Source organism: Streptomyces sp. HUAS TT7, assembly GCF_051550175.1.
Taxonomy (GTDB): Bacteria; Actinomycetota; Actinomycetes; order Streptomycetales; family Streptomycetaceae; genus Streptomyces.
Map to the genome: position 1 here is coordinate 104423 of NZ_CP196176.1, position 16199 is coordinate 120621.

A 16199-nucleotide genomic window follows, 5' to 3' on the forward strand; every position below is an offset into this window, starting at 1 on the left:
GCGGATGCAGCGTCTGCTCGTGACGCGGGAACTGCGCCGTATGCGAAATTTCTCGGCGAAACGAGCCGCACTGTTGCGTGGAACCATGAGCCGGGGGGAGCCCAGTGGGTATATCGACTACTGCTGAGCCGACCTTGCCGTCGGGAAGAAAACCGACCGCACTGCCCTGTCGGCGATTTTCGCGGTCGCTGATCCGGGGTATCGGTTTTCCGCCGACGCGCAATGCCATGACCACGGTCGACTCCGGGTCGCACGCGCTCGCCCGTCCACTGGTGGCCGCGGCGCCGCCCCGTGGACAGTAGTCCGAGCCATAGGCGGGTGCGACGGGTGACAGGGGCACGTGATCACGAGCCGACCTTCGTGATCACTGCAGGTCGCCTTCGGCGCGGACTCGCAACGAGCCGCGCCGTGCTGCACACCCGGTCCGGGCGTCATGCAGCCGCAGCAGCCCACGGTCCGTCTCGCACACCCCTCACCTCGCCCATCCACCGTGCCGGTGCCCGGCACGCCTCACCCGTGCCCGACGGAGAGAAGGAGCGTCATGAAGGTCCGAAACGCAACGAACGCCCCCGGGGCGGAACGGTTCGAACCGTTCCCGCTGACCGAGATCCAGTACGCGTACTGGGTCGGCCGGGGCCCCAACTTCGTGCTGGGGAACGTGGCCCCGCACGCGTACTTCGAGCTTGAGGGCCGCCGCCTCGACCCCGGCGTGCTGTCCAAGGCCTGGCGCCAGCTGGTGGAGCGACACGACATGCTGCGCGCGGTCGTCGGCCCCGACGGACGCCAACAGGTGCTCAAGACCGTCCCCGCCTTCGAGGTCCGATGTACCGACCTGCGCTCCGCCTCCGAGGAGGACAAGGAGCGCGCGCTGCTCGACGTGCGGGAGGAGATGTCGCACCGGGTCTACTCGGCGGCCGACTGGCCACTGTTCGACCTCCGCCTGAGCCGGCTGCCCGACCACGACCGCCTGCACGTCAGCGTCGACCTGCTGATGGTCGACCTGGCCAGCCTCACCCTCCTGTTCAGCGAGTGGAGCGCGCTGTGCCAGGACCCCAGCCTCGAACTGCCGCCGGTGGAGGTCACCTTCCGCGACTACGCCCTGGAACTGGAACGGGGCTCGCAGGCCCCCCGCTACCAGAAGGCGCTCGCCTACTGGACGTCGCGGGCCGCCACCCTCGCCCCGCCACCCGAACTGCCCCTGGCCAAGTCGCCGGTGAGCGTGCACCGGCCGCGCTTCACCCACCGTGAGTTCCACCTGCCCGAGGACAAGTGGAAGACGCTGCAGGCGCGGTGCGAGAACCGGGGGCTGACCCCCACCGCGGTGCTGGCGGCCCTGTTCTCCGAGGTCCTCGCCGTATGGGGCGGTTCCCGGCGCTTCACCCTCAACCTCACCCTCTTCAACCGACTGCCGCTGCTGCTCACCGACGCCGGGAGCGGCAAACGCACCGTCCACCCCCATCTGCGCCGGATGGTCGGCGACTTCACCTCCATCTGTCTCCTGGAGACGGACGCCTCGACGGGGCGTACGCTCACCGAGCGGGTCGAGGACACCCAGGTGCAACTCCAGCAGGACCTGCGGCACCGGCAGGTCAGCGCGCTGGAGGCACTGCGCGAACGCCGCCGCCTGGGTCTGCAGAGCGGCTTCGAGACGATGCCCGTGGTCTTCACCAGCGGCCTGGGCACCGCCGCCGACGTCTCCGGACCGCTGAGCTACTTCGGTGACATCACCTACCGGGTGAGCCAGACCCCGCAGGTGTTCTTCGACCACCAGGTCGTCGACATCACCGGCTCTCTCGACCTGACCTGGGACTGCGTGGAGGAACTCTTCCCCGAGGGCCTTCTCGACGACATGTTCGCCGCCTACACCTCCCTGGTCACCCGGCTCGCCGACGACGACGCGATGTGGGACGAGGAGATCACCGTCGAGCTGTCCCCCCACCAGCTCGCCGCCCGCGAACACGCCAACGACACCAGCGGCGAGCGCCCCTCGGGCCTGCTGCACGAGCCGTTCCTCGACCAGGCCGCCCGGCACCCGGAACGGACCGCTGTGCTGGCCCAGAACCGCGTCCTGACCTACGGAGAACTCGCCGCCCAGGCCCAGGCGGTGGCCCGCGAGGTCACCGCACTCGGCGCGGACGGCCTGCGCGACCGCCTGGTGGGCATCGGCCTGCACAAGGGCACCGACCAGATCGCCGCCGCGTACGGCGTGATGATGGCCGGCGGCGCCTACCTGCCCGTCAGCCCGGCGCTGCCCGAGCGGCGCCGGGCCGGGCTGCTGCGGGACGGCCGGGCGCTCGCGGTGCTCACCGGCGCCGAAACCGACGGCCTGTGCTGGCCCGAGGGCCTGCCGCGCGTCCTCGTCGACCAGGTGCGTGCACAGGACGCCGAGGCCGGGCGCCGGCCGGGCGGACCTGCCGCTCCCGGCGACCTGGCGTACGTGCTGTTCACCTCCGGCTCGACCGGTACCCCCAAGGGCGTGATGATCGAGCACCACGCGGCCCTCAACACCGTCGCCGACATCAACGAGCGGTTCGCCGTCGGACCCGAGGACCGGGTCTTCGGCCTCGCCGACCTCGGCTTCGACCTGTCGGTGTACGACGCCTTCGGCGCGCTCGCCGCCGGCGCCGCCCTGGTCCTGCCCGATCCGGAGCTGCGCTCGGAGCCGGCGCACTGGGCCAAGCTGATGAGCGAGCACGGCGTGACGGTGTGGAACTCCGTCCCGGCGCAGATGCAGATGCTCGTCGAGCACCTGGAGGCGGGCGGCGCCCTGCCCGAGCGGCTGCGACTGGTCATGCTCAGCGGCGACTGGATCCCCGTCGACCTGCCCGACCGGATCCGCGGCCTGTGGCCCGATGTGGAGATCATCTCCCTGGGCGGCGCCACCGAGGCGTCGATCTGGTCCATCCACCACGTCATCGACGAGGTGGAGCAGGGCGCGAAGAGCATTCCGTACGGCGTTCCGCTGCGCAACCAGACCTTCCACGTGCTCGACGCCCGTATGCACCCGTGCCCGGTGTGGACCCCGGGCGAGCTGTACATCGGCGGGGCGGGCCTGGCCCGCGGCTACTGGGCCGACGAGGAGCGCACCGCAGCGGCCTTCGTGACGCACCCGCGTACCGGCGAACGCCTGTACCGCACAGGCGACTTCGGGCGCTATCGGCCCGACGGCACGATCGAGTTCCTGGGCCGCAAGGACGGCCAGGTGAAGATCAACGGACACCGCGTGGAGCTCGGTGAGATCGAGGCGACGCTCTCCGCGCATCCGGGCGTCGACAGCGCGGTCGTGGTGAAGTCCGCCGACCAGGACGGCGCCGCCCACCTGCTGGGGTACGTCGTGCCGGCCCGTGGCGACGACACGCTGTTCCTGACCGAGCGAGCCGACGACACGCTGCGCACGGCGCAGTGGCAGGCGCTCGCAGGCACCGCCGGCAGGCCCGCCGAGGGCCCCCAGCCCGAGGAACTGCGCACCGTCTGGGACGCGCTCAACGAGGTATACAACACCGCCACCGCCAGCGCCTTCCGCGCCTTCGGCCTGCCCCACCTGCCGGGCGAGCCGTTCGACCCGGCGGCCCTGCGCGGTGTCGGGGTGGCCCCCCGCTACGGCCGCTGGCTGGCCCGCGCGACGGCCGCACTGGAGGAGTCTGGGTACCTGCGGCGCACCGACGGCGGCCTGGAGGTGGCCCGCGAACTGCCCGACGCGCTCCCCGAGTCGCTGTGCGAGCGCGCCCGCCACGCCCTCGGCGGGCTGCTCGGCGTCCCGGAGGACGTCACCGACTGGATGCTCGGCCTCGCCGGGAACCTGGCAGACGTGCTGACGCAGAGCGTCCACTCCGCCGAGCTGTACGCCTCCGACCGCACCCCGGGTGTCTACGCCCGCCTCTTCGGCCCGACGTACGCCGCCGCGACCGCTGCGGTCCGGGAGATGACCGAGAGCTGGCCCGCCGACCGGCCGCTGAACGTCCTGGAGGTCGGCGCCGGCTACGGCTCGCTCACCCGGCACCTGCTGCCCCTGCTGCCCGCCGACCGCACGGAGTACGTCTTCACGGACGTCTCCCGCTACTTCCTGGACCGCGCGGAGACCGAGTTCGCCACATACCCGTTCGTCCGCTGCGATCTGTTCGACCTCGACCGGCCGCCGGCCGCCCAGGGCTTCGACGGCCTGTCGGCGGACCTCGTCATCGCCGCGAGTGTGCTGCACGACATGCGGCAGCTACGGCGGACGCTGGCCGCCCTGCGCTCCGTGCTCGCCCCCGGCGGCGTTCTGCTGCTCGTCGAGCAGACCACTTTTCACCCGTGGTTCGACCTGGTCATGGGCCTCCAGCAGGGGTTCGACAACTTCGAGGACACCGACCTGCGCAGCACGCACTGCCTGCTGGACCGCGCCCAGTGGCAGCAGGAACTGACCGCGGCCGGGTTCACGGAATCGGCGCTCCTGACCACCTCGGGCGGGCCCGCGTCGGTCGGCTTCGACGTGCTCATCGCCCGCGGACCCGAGATGCGGCGCCGGTTCGCCCCGGAGGAGCTGCGTTCCTTCGCCGCCGAACGACTCGCGGGGCACATGGTGCCCGCCCAGCTGTTCGCGCTGGACGAGCTACCGCTCAGCGCCACCGGCAAGGTGGACCGCACCGCGCTCGCCCAGGCCGGCCGGCGCGGCAGCGTACGGGGCAGGCCGGCCCGGCCGCCGCGTACGGACCGGCAGCGCAAGCTCATCGACATCTGGAAGGAGGTGCTCGGCCTGAACCAGATCGACCTGGCCGACGACTTCCTGGACCTGGGCGGCGACTCACTTCTCGCCGCGCGCCTGGCCGCCCAGCTGCAGTCGGCGTTCGGGATACCCGTTCCCGTCCGCACGGTCCTGGAGTACACCACCGTCGAAGCGCTCGACGGACATCTCGAACAGCTCCTCGGCCCGTCCGAGCCCGTCACCGAGGAAAGGTGAGAACAGTGCCTAACACGTCCACCACGGCCATCGCGCACACCCCTGCCTCCGTCGTCGACTGGCTCACCGGCTTCCTCGCCGAACTGCTCGACGTGAACCCGGACCAGATCGACCCGGCCACCGGCCTCGACATGCTCGGCGTGGACTCGGCCACCACCCTGGTCATCTGCGCCAAGGCCCGCGACGAACTGAGCGTCCCGCTGCGGCCCAGGGAGGTCTTCGACAACTTCACGGTGGACGCCCTGGTCCGCCATCTGACCGCACGGCAGCCGGTGGGAGTGTGAGTCCCGTGCCCAACTGGCTGCTCAGCGCGGCACCCCGCGCCGCCGCCTGCGAGCTGTACTGCTTTCCGCACGGGGGCGGTACGGCCGCCGAGTACCTGCGCTGGGCCCGCGGCCTGCGCACGGCACGGGTGCACGCGGTGCAACTGCCGGGCCGTGTCCCGCGGCTGCACGAGGACGTGCCCGGCTCGATGCGGGAGCTGGTCGAGGCGTTCGTCACCGAAGTGCCGCTCGCCACGGGCCCGTTCGCCTTCTTCGGGCACAGCCTGGGCGCGCTGTTCGCCTACGAGGTCACGCGCGCCCTGGCGGCCGCCTCACGCCCGCTTCCGGACCGGCTCGTCGTGTCGGGCTTCCGGGCCCCGCACCTGCCGCATCCGGACATGCAGATCCACCGGCTGCCCGACGACGAGTTGCTCGACACGGTCGCCCGCCTGCACGACGGGCTGCCGGACGAGGTGCTCGCCTCGGCCGAACTGCGCGAGATGGCCGCGCGCGCCCTGCGCGCGGACTACCGGATCCTGGAGACGTACGTCTGGGACGCGGGGGATCCGCTGCCGGTGCCGCTCACCGTGTTCGGCGGCGAGGACGACCGGATCACGCCGGGCGAACTCGAGGCCTGGGCCGAGCACACCTCGGCCGGGGTAAGCGTCCGCCGTTTCCCCGGCGGGCACTTCTACCTGCGCGAACGGTCGGCGCCCGTCCAGCGGGCGCTGGCCGCGGCACTTGCCACGGTCCGCGCGGCGGAACGGAGCACGCCGTGCTGACCTTCGCCGCAGCCTGCCTGGTCCTCATCATGATCCCGGGCCCCGACCAAGCCCTGATGACCCGGAACGCGTTGGCCGGCGGACGCAGGGCCGGCCTGCTGACCATGCTCGGCGGAGTGCTCGGCCTGAGCATCCACGTTTCCGCGGCCGCGCTCGGCATCTCAGCCCTGCTGCTGGCCTCCACCACCGCCTTCACCGCACTGAAGGTGGTGGGAGCGGCCTACCTGGTCTGGATGGGCATCGCGACCCTGCGCGGCTCCCGTCACACCCTGCGCGAGGGCACGGGGGACGACGACGCCACGGACGGCAGGGCAGCCGGTGCGGGCACCGCCGGCCAGATGCTGCGCCAGGGGTTCCTGTCCAACGCGCTCAACCCGAAAGTGGCTCTGTTCTTCGTCACTTTCCTGCCGCAGTTCCTGCCGTCCCAGGGCAGCGTGCTGCCCCGGGCTCTGCTGCTGTCACTGGTGTTCGCGCTCCTGTACCTGCTGTGGTTCAGCCTGTACGTGTTCAGCGTGGACCGGCTCGGCAGAGTGCTGCGCCGGCCTCGGGTGCGGGCGCGCATCGAGCAGGTCACGGGGGTGCTGCTGATCGGGTTCGCGGCCCGGCTGGCCTTCGTGTCACCCTGATCCGACCGGGCGCCGGGCCTGCCCGTGCCTTCGATGGAGTGGCCATCGCCGTACTCGTCATCATGGCGGCGGCCATGGTGGGGGGCATGGAGGGCACGGATCCGAACCGGTGAGAGTGTGGTGTGCGCCCTCGTCATCGAGGGCGCACACCACATGGCCGGGCCACGGCGGCCGCGGCAGGAAAACGCCGAACGCGCCCGGTCAAGAACGTGCTCTGTCCCCGTCGCCGTCTTCGCGTAGGCGTGGCGTCGTGCCAGGCGGCCTTCGCCCCGCAGTCACCGATCCGAAAAGCGCTGTCAAGTTGTCTGCGGGGACATGAGGCGATCTTGGTGTAGGTCGTCCTGGGAGGAACTCGCGGTGGAGGCTGGGACGGTGCCGTCGTACGAGGGGTACCGATTCCCGGCCGAGGTGATCGGTCACGCGGTGTGGCTTTACCACCGGTTCCCGCTCTCGTGCCGGGAGGTCGAGGAGCTCGGGGGTCCGGTAGGAACGGACCAGAGAACCGGCGTTGCTGTCAGAAGTTTTCACAGCGTGTGATGGGGGCCGCCAGGGTGGGCGGGTGAGCGATGACCCGCGGATCGGTTTCCTGAAGGCGGACGTGGCCCGGTTCTGCGATGGCCTTGCCGAGTTGGCTCCCGCGATACGGCTCCGGCTGGTGGTTCAGCTGCGGGAGGCGCTGGGCGAGGTGACGGACGCGGCGTTGGACGAGGGGATGGCTGCGGCGAAGGTGGAGGGCTGGGGGCTGCGGCAGATCGGCAGCCAGACGGGGCTGTCGCACGAGAAGGTCCGCTACCGGCTCGCCCAGGCCGCGGGCGAGCCGGACGGAGTGGCTTAGTTGCCGGCTCCGGAAGTCCTTCGGGGGTTGGCCCCGCTGGGCCTGACGGGTGTGTTCACCGGCCGATGCCGAAGGACGGCGCGATGAAGCTTGACCACTGCGAGTCAGCCTAGTTCCGAGCAGCTGAGCAGTGGTGGTTTGCCGAGGCATCGCGTTCGCCCGATCGCGTTGTCGTCTTCACATACAGTGCAGCCGAAAGGGGGTTCGGATCTATGTTCGCAAAGCGGATCCTGGATGCCCGCTGCACGTGCCAAGAGCCGAACCGCAGGGCTGTGCGTCGCGCGCACGTGCCCGTCGGGGACACCCAGGTGTTTCAGAGAGGTTGTTGCCCACGTGGAGGCAGTCGTCGGGAGTGTTGACATGTCGCGCGGTGCGCGGCTGGCGGCTCACAGTGCCGTCTCCACGGCGCTGGCCCTGTGCAGCGATCTTGAACTGAGCGACCTTCTGGATGCGGCTGAGCCCATGGGATCCGGTATCGGCGGGACGTCGGCGCTGCTGGACATCGGCGGGATCCCGGTCTTCGTCAAGCGGGTGCCGCTGAGCGATCTGGAAAGGCAGCCGGAGAACGTCCGGTCCACGGCGAACCTCTTCGGGCTACCTACTTTCTCCCATTTCGGTGTCGGGGTCATCGGGGGGCCGGGCTTTGGGGCCTGGAGGGAGCTGGCCGTGCACACCATGACGACGAACTGGGTGCTCGCACAGGACTATGAGGGCTTTCCGTTGATGTACCACTGGCGGGTCCTGCCGCACCCCGGGCAGTCGCTTCCCGAGGAACTGGCCGACGTGGAGAAGGCTGTCGCCTACTGGGGAGGCGGATCGCAGGTGCGCCGCCGGATCGAGGCTCTGCGCGATTCATCGGCGAGCATCGCACTGTTCCTGGAGTACATCCCGCAGACCCTGCACGACTGGCTGGACGTCCAGGTCAAAGCCGGTGACGAGGCGGCCGAGAGGGCCTGCGCCATGGTCGAAAGGCAACTGCAGGCAGGGACCTCGTTCATGAACGCCCACGGTCTCCTGCACTTCGATGCCCACTTCCAGAACATCCTGACCGACGGTGAGCGTCTGTTCTTTGCGGACTACGGCCTCGCGATCTCCTCCCGGTTCGAGCTGTCCAAGGAAGAGGCCGACTTCTTCTCCGAACACCAGACCTATGACCGTTGCTACTCCGTCACACATCTGGTGATCTGGCTGGTCACCGCCCTGTACGGGTACAGGGGTGAGGAGCGCAGTGCGTTCGTGCGCGCATGCGCCCAAGGAGAGCACCCGAAGGGAATTCCGCCGCAGGTCGCGGCGATCCTCACCCAGTACGCCCCACTCGCCGCGGTGATGACGGACTTCTACCGCAAGTTCCAACTGGAGAGCATGCAGACCCCGTATCCGATGAAGGAGATCGGCGGGTTGGGCAGTTCGTCCATCGTCTGATGGACGGGCGGCCATCAGACGCCAGCGCCTGCGGCAGGCTGTGGCTGCCCTGAACTACTTCTGCCGATCGGCCTGCCTGCCTTGCCTGTTGCCACCGCGCGCCCGATAGCCCTGACCGCCGCCGAGCGGCATCGACTGAAGAAGGCCGCCTACGGTCACAGGACCGAGCACCGGGACCGGGTGCGGGTGCGGGCGCAGCCCCGAGCTGACCCCGATCGCAGCTGCCTCCCTCGCCGAGTGGCAGCGAGCCTACGACGCAGGCCGCCTCGACGAGTACGACAGCAGGTTCGGCATTACCGCCGAGCTGCCCGTCTCGGAATGGGAAGGCCACGACCCTGAGCAACTTACCTCCGCGGAGTTTGAGAAAGTCTGGGGCCCTGCCCGTCGGCAGATCGCAGCTCGGCTCCGCTGACCTCCCTGTCTGCGGGCGGGTTCTTGGCTATGTCCCGAGACAGCAGTGCGAACTCTCTGGCCAATTCAAACCCGGTGTGGTCACAGATGATGTTCGGGCACACTGCGCGGATGGGTACTGATGTCGCCTGGTCCCCGCAGGAGAGGGCTCTGCGTCACGTCGCGGCCCTGTCCTCGGGAGGGCCGCTCAACCGCGGACTGCGGCTGACGATGAACTTCCACCCCGACCGCATGTCGGGCGACCGCCCGATCTTGCTCAAGATGGCGGAGGACGGAATTTACCGGTCGCAGTTCGTGACCGGCTCCAGCAATGGCGGTCTGACCGCCCGCCCAGGCAGGGACAGGTGGCGTTGGGAAAGCCGTATCTTCGGAGGTGCCTACGACCACGCCGCCGCTGGCGAACGCCCCGTTTACGGAGCGCTGAACTACCGGCGAGATGCTGTCGGCGGGGCGCCTCGATTCGGCTCCTCGCACTTCAGGCTCACAATCAAGACTCTCGCGCGAGCCACGTTCTGTTACCCAGACAGCTCCACCGACCCCTCGGCGTTCGGAGTTGCAAACCGCTTCTCGCTCCTTGAGCTGGCCGAGGCCGACGGCCTCGATGCCTTGGACGGCCACATCGAAGCGCAGATTCATGGGCCGGTCAGGTTCGACTGCGACGTCGAAGCCCTGGTCCTAGATCCCAGCTATCGCGGCACAGCCGTGGAAGACATGGCCCGCCGACTCCCATGCGCCATCGAGTGGCATCCCGGCTTCCGACTCGCCGTGGATCACTTGCGACGCCACCCGGACTACCGCGGACAGGAGTACGTCGATCTAGGCGCCGAGATCGCGGTCGACGGCTGGCTTGCTCCCCAGATCATTGGAGATGCTGTCCACACAGGCCGCTACGACCCACAGGCGCTCAAGAAGGTCTGGCACTGCCTGGCGCGCTTCGGCTCGCCACTTCGCACGAACGCTGAAGCGCGGGACTCAGTTCCGGCCTGCTGTCCCCTGGAGCCGGCGAGCCGGTGACCCACCGTTCATTCGCATCCTGCGGTCTGCATGGGCCCACATGAGCCTTCGCATGGTCGACTGGGCCATCAGGCACTTCTCACCGACCGATGCGGAGCACTGGCTGGACCTGGCCACACAACGCGTGCACTGACGTTTGCCGGCCGAGGAAATGACACGGCGCTGAGACGAAGTCGGCTGGCCAAGCTGCGAGACAACCGGAGAAGACGCAGGTCACTGCACCGCGCCATGACACGAGCCGCGAGATCCTACATAGCGGGCGGCCAGCATCTGCTCGGAGCCGTCGTCGGGTTCCTGGGCGAGTTCCTTGACGACCTCGGCGGCGGCGTGGAACGGGGCGACGTCGATCGCGTCGAGGGCCGCGCGGATGTCGCCGTCCGGGTCGGCGGCGGTACCGGACACGGTGAGCCAGGCCGTGCGCAGCAGGATGGCGGCGGCGTCGAGGTCTTTGAGGGTCCGCAGTCGCTTCTTGGTCATCTTGGCGGCGGAGCTGCGGATGACGTCGCCCATCACCAGGTCGAAGACCTCGATCGCCTCGTCGGCGGCGACCTGCGGCATCACCGAGGCGAACGCGACCAGGGTGGCCAGGCGCCGGTTGCCGGCCAGGTCGGCGACGGCCTGGGCGCGGGCGGCCTTCGCGAAGCGGACCAGCACCTGGAGGCGCCCGGGCGGGATCGAGGACAGGTCCCGGCCGCTGCCGCCCAGCGCGTTCAGCGACTCATACCGTTCCAGGGCGTTGCCCACCCCGCGCGCGGAGATGTCCCGCGGGGAGCGGCGCATCCGGTCCAGCTCCGATATACGTTTCCCGGCGGGGACGACGACCAGTTGCTGCAGCTGCGCGGCCTGTCGGGGATGGGCGCGTCCGCGAGGGTAGCCCACAGCCGCTTCTCCGCCCGCTCGCGGGTGCCGGGGACCAGCCGCTCCAGCACGGTCACGCCGGGCAGCACCACCTTCTTGTCCACCAGCCGCTTGGTGGCCAGGTCGAACAGCAGGGTCGGGCGCTCGCAGCCGATCCAGGCACGCTGGTACATCCAGCGGGCCAGCGTGAACCACTGGTCGAACTCGAACTTCGTGTACCCGTACGCGGTGCGGATCTGCTCCTGGTGGTCCCAGCGGTGTTCCATCGCGCCGTACCCGGCGAGGTCGCCGGCCTGAAGGCCCAGTTGCTCGGCGACGTAGTCCACGACGACGGCGGGGACCTCCTCGGGGTTGTCGAGGAAGGTCCCCAGGTAGCGGGCGGTGCCGAGCTGGAGTGCCCAGCCGAGCCGGTTTCTGGCGCCCTTGGCGGCCATCGCCCGGCGCCGCGCGGTCTGGTCCATCAGGAAGGACCCGGCGAGCCGCCCCTCATCGGGTTCCTCGGTGAAGCGACCGAAGCGCTTGCGCTGGTCCCAGCTCAGAAAGTTGGTGGGCACGCCCGCTCCCTCGGTCCTCGGCAGTCGCGCGCGATGATCGCAGCCAGAACCGGCAGGTCACCGAGTATCGGCGATAACCCCACCCGCTCCCGAGGGATGGTAATGGCCCGATGTCGCACAGCAGGCGAACCCAAGGGGCGACGCTGCTCGTTGAGCAGTCAATGGGACGGGACAAGGCGAACAAGCCGCTCCCGGCCTGGGTACCGGGCCGCGGCCTCAGTCCGTCTCGAAGGCGTCCTCCCGCAGGTGCGCGGTGAGAAGTTCCGCGATGGTGTCGAGAGCGTCCTGGATGGCGACGTGGTCGGTACCGCTGACCGTGGCGCCCAGCAGCTCGCTGTCGCTGGTCACGGTGGTCCATCCCTCGTTAGGGCTGCGGAAGTCCTCTCCGCCGAGCGTGACGGTGATGGTGCGGCCGATCGGCAGCGACAGCTGGAGCGTGGCGCCGCTGACCACGGCCTGCTGAACGCCGAGCAGGTCGAGATCCCGCGCGGCGGTCCGGGCGGCGAGCTGGTCGTTGCTCTGGAGCGAGGCCCACTGATCCGGACCGGAACCGACTCCTACGGTTCCAGGCCATCGAGGACGAACGCGGCACCAAGAAACACCCGGTGAGTTTGTCCTCGGACGTCCGGGCCGGTCAGTTCAGCAGGGCAGCCGTGAACGTCTGGCGGTGCTCCACCAGCCAGGTCTGCATGCGGTCCCAGCGTTCCCATCCACCACGCTCGGCCAACGCCTGGAGATAGCTGGGGTCTCCGCCGGCCACACGGCGGGCGACGAAGGCCCGGCAGACCTCCGTGGCCTGCTCGATGACGCCAGGCAACTCGGCGCGGCCCCCCGCCGAGAGGCCGTAGCCGTCGGCAAGAATCCGCAGCCGTGCGGCCGCATCCAGCCCGGGGGGATGGAGAGCGGCCGCTGACTCGGGATCAAGCATGGGCACCCAATAACGGGCGGTCATGGCGATGTCCCAGAGGGCACGGCCCGGGGCCGCCAAGTCGAAATCGATCAGGGCCGCGGCACGACCGTCGCGAAAGACGACGTTCTCCGGGCACACATCGTTGTGGCACAACATCCTTCCCCCCTCCGGGTCGGCAAGGTCCGAGGGCCACTCTGCACGGGTATCCACCGCGACGACCGCGCTGGTCTCATGCAGACGCCGCAGCAGGCTCCCCACCGATGCGAGGGCAGAACTCGTCATCGCCCAGTCCGGGAACGGCGGCAGAGCCACGTCGCCAGGGATGAAGGTCAGCTGCTCACGGCCATCCCCGGTGAGACCGACAGGGGCCGGCGCCGCGTCGAAGCCGTGCTCCTTCAGCGCGAGGAGATAGGCATGCAGGGCGCGCGCGTTGCGCGGTGCCGGTCGCTCCACCAACTCCCCCCGGCGGAAGACCGCCCCCGCGTTCACCATCCCGCCGACCAGCGCCTCGTCTTCAGCCGTCATGAGGATCACGCTATCGCCAGACCGACCCCGCGCGGGGCGGGCCGCACACGACGTGGATCAACGCACGACGGAACGCGCAACGCGGAATCCCACGTCGTCGACCTGGAAAGTCGGGTGGCTGCGGCGCCGCGTGGAGGCCCGGCAACTCCAGTGCTCATCGAACCAACCACCGCCACGGAGCACCCGGTAGGTGCCATAGACCTCGGCGTCGTAGACGTCCCAGCACCAGTCCCAGACGTTGCCGAGCATGTCGTAAAGCCCCCACGAGTTGGGGAGTTTGCCGCCCGCCTCGTGGATGCGCTCGTGCGAGTTGCCGCGGTACCAGCCGATCTCGTCGAGATCCCCGTAGCGCGGCCCGGTCGTCCCGGCACGGCAGGCGTGCTCCCACTCGGCTTCGGTCGGCAGTCGATACCCGTCGGCGGACGCGTCCCACTCGATACCTTCGGCCTCATCTTCGGCCTCGGCACGGAAGTGGTACGCGGGTGTGAGGCCGGCGCACTGGGACAGGGCGTTGCAGAACCGCGCCGCGTCCCACCAGGAGACGCACTCGACGGGCAACTGGTCCCCAGGGGTGGTACTCGGCTGCTGGCCTGTGACCTGTGTGTACAACGCCTGAGTGACCGGGGATACCTGCCCCGGTGGGGTGGCCGGGGTTCAGCGCGTGCGGGGAGGCGGACTCATGCGGGCAAGGAGCAGCCTGCTGCGGGTTAGTTCGGCTCCTTGCTCGTGTTCCTCGGTGAAGAGCGCGATCAGGCCACGGGGAGCCTTCCAGTGCTCGTGCAGACTGGCAGTGGCTCCGAGATCGTCCAGCAGCGCGTCGGCGACCGTCGCGGCTTCACTGGGCCGGTCGTGACGACTGTCGCCCCACCACAGGTGTTCGGTCTGAGTGCAGGGTGCGGGGTGCACCTGGCCGTCGCTGGTGGTGATCCACACGGTGTGCTGCAGGACGATGGTGGTGAGTTCCGCACTGCCGGCCGGGAGGGACAGCGGTGCGTAGAAGCGCCAGAGCGGTCTGCCGTTGACGGCGACGGTGCGCAGCGCGGGCATGTCGGTGAGGGGGTCGACGAAGAACGCGTCCACCGGGTCTCCGTGGGCGAGCACGGCATGAGCGGCGGTCGGGTCACACGGTGCGAGCCGTCGGGCCCACCGTTCGGTGACCGTGCCGGGCTGTACGGGTACTTCGGTGACGGCCCCGAACGGCAGCAGTTCCGGATCGTGACCGATGGCCACCTCCAGCGCGGCGACGGCGTCCGGATGGTTGCTGACGGCGAGCTTGTGCCAGCCCGCTCTGACGGCTTGGCGGTCGCCGTGGCACGGCAATGGGTGCTCGGTGGTGTCGGGTTCGGCGGCAATGACCACGGGATGGGGTTGCGCGCCGAACCTCTCGGTGCCGAAGACCTCGTTCTCGTGCTCCGCTCTGTTGATCCGGTCGTTGCGGATGTGGTTGGCCATGTCTGTGGCGGCCGCGCGGGAGACGGCATCGAAGGCTTCGTTGCGCGCTGCCCGGCGCAGGATCTGCTCGTTGCTGTTGGGCGGCACCTCGGCGACCGCCGGCGGGGCACCGGGCTGCCACGTGCGGATCAGTCGTGGTAAGCGCAGCAGGTCGGGCCACCAGGGCAGCGCCTGGCCGGCGAGGGCGGCGACGTCGCCCCACTCGGCTTCGTACTCGATGCCAGGGTGGGCGGTGTCCGAGGCGATCAGGGCCGGGCCGGTGAAGCCGACGTCCCCGTACAACGCGCAGACGGTGATCACACCGTCCGGATTCCCCGTTGCGGCCACGTCGGTGGCGACTTCGGCGGCGGCCTTGCGGTCATCGCTGTAGACGATGCGGACCGTACCGAGCACGGTGTGCCAATCCAGCGCCGGCCCGCGCACCGTGTGCGTATACCCGGCCCAGTCGCCGTCCGCCAGATCCTCGGGACGCGGGCGCAGCAGCACGGCCCCGCGGTGGGCGAACTCCGGTGTGTCGGCGGCCCAACGGTAGACTTCCGTGGCGTCCCAGACTGCGTCGGCTTCCTTCGTGTGACGAAGGGGGTCGTACGGTTCGATGGGCTGCGGAAAGTCGTCGTACTTCCGCTCCAGCCGCCACAGCCCGAACGTGTTGATGCCCAGCATCTGCTGGACTTCCACGCTGGACAGGTAACTGCTGCTCACACCCATACCGACACTCCTCACCGTCCGTGGATCAATAGTGGCCCAGACCTGATCATGAGACGGTCCGGGCGGCGCGAAGCGTGGTCCCCTGCCCGGTTCCCCACCCGTATTGGCTGGGAAGGGACGGTGGCGTTCCCTTGAGGATGGCTCGGACCGCATGCCGGAGCAGACATTCAGCCGGGCATCTCGTGGGCTGCGCCACCCTAACTCTCCTTTGTTCAACGTTACTTGACCCGGGCGGGGCACTACGGGCGCGGGTTCCTGGCAGGCCGAACGGCTGGTGCCGGCCGACTGGCGATGCGGTACTCGGTGAGCAAGCCCAACGCGCATCTACCGCGAGGTGAGTAGGCCCACTCGGGCGCCGTTCATTGCGGATATCTGCGCTCGGCGACATGGGCACCCAGCAGTTCGCCCAGTAACGCTCGGCGCGTGGGCAGGGGGAGCTACTCCGGGATGCGAGGAGCGGAATCAGCCGACAGGCGACGGGCGAGGGCCGGGATCGCCCCGGTGCCATCGCCGTCACCCTCCCACTCCTCACGGTCGTCTGGGTCCTCTGCGTCCTCTGCGTCCTCTCGGCCCAGCTCCGGCAGGCGGCCTCGAAATCCCGGCATTCGGCAACGCGGTCGGCTGCGACGTGGTGATCCGCCGATGCCCGGTCTGTCGAGTTACGTAAGCCCTCACAGCACCACGAAGATCCGCCCCACGGGTGTCGTTGGCGGACGGGGCGGATGTCGTGCGGCGGAGTACTGCAGGCGTCCCCGAGATCCCGCGGGCAGTCGCCCAGGGACAACAGGTAACAGGTAGTCGAAATCTACTCATACCGAAGGGAAACCTTCGACTTTCAGACGGCCGACCGATCAATATCGGGCCTAGATCGAGAGAAATTTGAGAAGAACTTGGCTTTAC

Annotated in this window: 12 protein-coding genes and 3 pseudogenes; 9 read left to right on the forward strand and 6 right to left on the reverse strand. The window is 69.4% G+C overall.

Annotated elements, in window-relative coordinates; genetic code table 11:
- Positions 1–541 precede the first annotated feature (541 nt).
- The 9 genes and pseudogenes from ACSHXC_RS41010 to ACSHXC_RS41050 all read left to right on the forward strand — a co-directional run bounded on the left by ACSHXC_RS41010 (position 542) and on the right by ACSHXC_RS41050 (position 10292).
- A complete protein-coding gene (locus tag ACSHXC_RS41010; RefSeq protein WP_438297237.1) occupies positions 542–4939 on the forward strand; it encodes an amino acid adenylation domain-containing protein in 4398 nt (1465 codons plus the stop codon).
- A 5-nt stretch (positions 4940–4944) separates the two neighbouring features.
- Positions 4945–5223, forward strand: coding sequence for an acyl carrier protein (locus ACSHXC_RS41015; protein ID WP_438297238.1), 279 nt, complete (start codon positions 4945–4947; stop codon positions 5221–5223).
- 5 nt (positions 5224–5228) lie between these two features.
- On the forward strand, positions 5229–5984 hold the full coding sequence (locus ACSHXC_RS41020; RefSeq protein ID WP_438297239.1) for a thioesterase II family protein: 756 nt from the start codon (positions 5229–5231) through the stop codon (positions 5982–5984).
- Positions 5978–6610 carry a LysE family translocator gene (locus ACSHXC_RS41025; RefSeq protein ID WP_438297240.1) on the forward strand — a complete coding sequence of 211 codons (633 nt, stop codon included), beginning with the start codon at positions 5978–5980 and terminating at the stop codon, positions 6608–6610. The genes ACSHXC_RS41020 and ACSHXC_RS41025 overlap by 7 nt, the downstream gene beginning before the upstream one ends.
- Before the next feature lie 372 nt (positions 6611–6982).
- Positions 6983–7084: pseudogene (locus ACSHXC_RS41030) on the forward strand (IS6 family transposase); the annotation flags it as partial.
- Between the two features lie 85 nt (positions 7085–7169).
- Positions 7170–7445: a hypothetical protein gene (locus ACSHXC_RS41035; protein WP_438297242.1), complete on the forward strand. Its 276-nt coding sequence runs from the start codon at positions 7170–7172 to the stop codon at positions 7443–7445.
- A gap of 360 nt (positions 7446–7805) precedes the next feature.
- Positions 7806–8867 carry a protein kinase family protein gene (locus tag ACSHXC_RS41040; RefSeq protein ID WP_438297644.1) on the forward strand — a complete coding sequence of 354 codons (1062 nt, stop codon included), beginning with the start codon at positions 7806–7808 and terminating at the stop codon, positions 8865–8867.
- Positions 8868–9066: 199 nt separating this feature from the next.
- Positions 9067–9279 (forward strand): annotated as a pseudogene (locus ACSHXC_RS41045) (hypothetical protein); the annotation flags it as partial.
- A 110-nt stretch (positions 9280–9389) separates the two neighbouring features.
- Positions 9390–10292 (forward strand): DUF3626 domain-containing protein, encoded by a 903-nt coding sequence (locus tag ACSHXC_RS41050; protein WP_438297244.1) that lies wholly within the window; start codon positions 9390–9392, stop codon positions 10290–10292.
- Between the two features lie 213 nt (positions 10293–10505).
- On the opposite strand, the gene ACSHXC_RS41055 is transcribed toward ACSHXC_RS41050, so the two are convergent.
- The 6 genes and pseudogenes from ACSHXC_RS41055 to ACSHXC_RS41080 form a co-directional block, all read right to left on the reverse strand.
- Positions 10506–11072 (reverse strand): hypothetical protein, encoded by a 567-nt coding sequence (locus tag ACSHXC_RS41055; protein WP_438297245.1) that lies wholly within the window; start codon positions 11070–11072, stop codon positions 10506–10508.
- Positions 11003–11704, reverse strand: a complete 702-nt coding sequence (locus tag ACSHXC_RS41060; RefSeq protein WP_438297247.1) for a DUF4158 domain-containing protein — start codon at positions 11702–11704, stop codon at positions 11003–11005. Before ACSHXC_RS41060 ends, ACSHXC_RS41055 begins: the two co-directional genes overlap by 70 nt.
- A gap of 216 nt (positions 11705–11920) precedes the next feature.
- The gene (locus tag ACSHXC_RS41065; protein WP_438297248.1) at positions 11921–12157 is read right to left on the reverse strand and encodes a hypothetical protein; all 237 of its coding nucleotides are present in this window, start codon (positions 12155–12157) and stop codon (positions 11921–11923) included.
- A gap of 181 nt (positions 12158–12338) precedes the next feature.
- Positions 12339–13139: an aminoglycoside phosphotransferase family protein gene (locus tag ACSHXC_RS41070; RefSeq protein WP_438297249.1), complete on the reverse strand. Its 801-nt coding sequence runs from the start codon at positions 13137–13139 to the stop codon at positions 12339–12341.
- A 57-nt stretch (positions 13140–13196) separates the two neighbouring features.
- A pseudogene (locus ACSHXC_RS41075) lies at positions 13197–13763 on the reverse strand (formylglycine-generating enzyme family protein); the annotation flags it as partial.
- Positions 13764–13793: 30 nt separating this feature from the next.
- Complete coding sequence (locus ACSHXC_RS41080) at positions 13794–15299, reverse strand: hypothetical protein (RefSeq protein ID WP_438297251.1); 1506 nt, start codon at positions 15297–15299, stop codon at positions 13794–13796.
- Positions 15300–16199 lie beyond the last annotated feature (900 nt).

What these genes read in the sequence shown, in the direction of transcription:
- ACSHXC_RS41010 (WP_438297237.1), top strand. Translation starts at nt 542, where the DNA reads ATGAAGGTCCGAAACGCAACGAACGCCCCCGGGGCGGAACGGTTCGAA.
- ACSHXC_RS41040 (WP_438297644.1), top strand. Translation starts at nt 7,806, where the DNA reads ATGTCGCGCGGTGCGCGGCTGGCGGCTCACAGTGCCGTCTCCACGGCG.
- ACSHXC_RS41050 (WP_438297244.1), top strand. Translation starts at nt 9,390, where the DNA reads ATGGGTACTGATGTCGCCTGGTCCCCGCAGGAGAGGGCTCTGCGTCAC.
- ACSHXC_RS41055 (WP_438297245.1), bottom strand. Translation starts at nt 11,072, where the DNA reads ATGCGCCGCTCCCCGCGGGACATCTCCGCGCGCGGGGTGGGCAACGCC.
- ACSHXC_RS41070 (WP_438297249.1), bottom strand. Translation starts at nt 13,139, where the DNA reads ATGACGGCTGAAGACGAGGCGCTGGTCGGCGGGATGGTGAACGCGGGG.
- ACSHXC_RS41080 (WP_438297251.1), bottom strand. Translation starts at nt 15,299, where the DNA reads ATGGGTGTGAGCAGCAGTTACCTGTCCAGCGTGGAAGTCCAGCAGATG.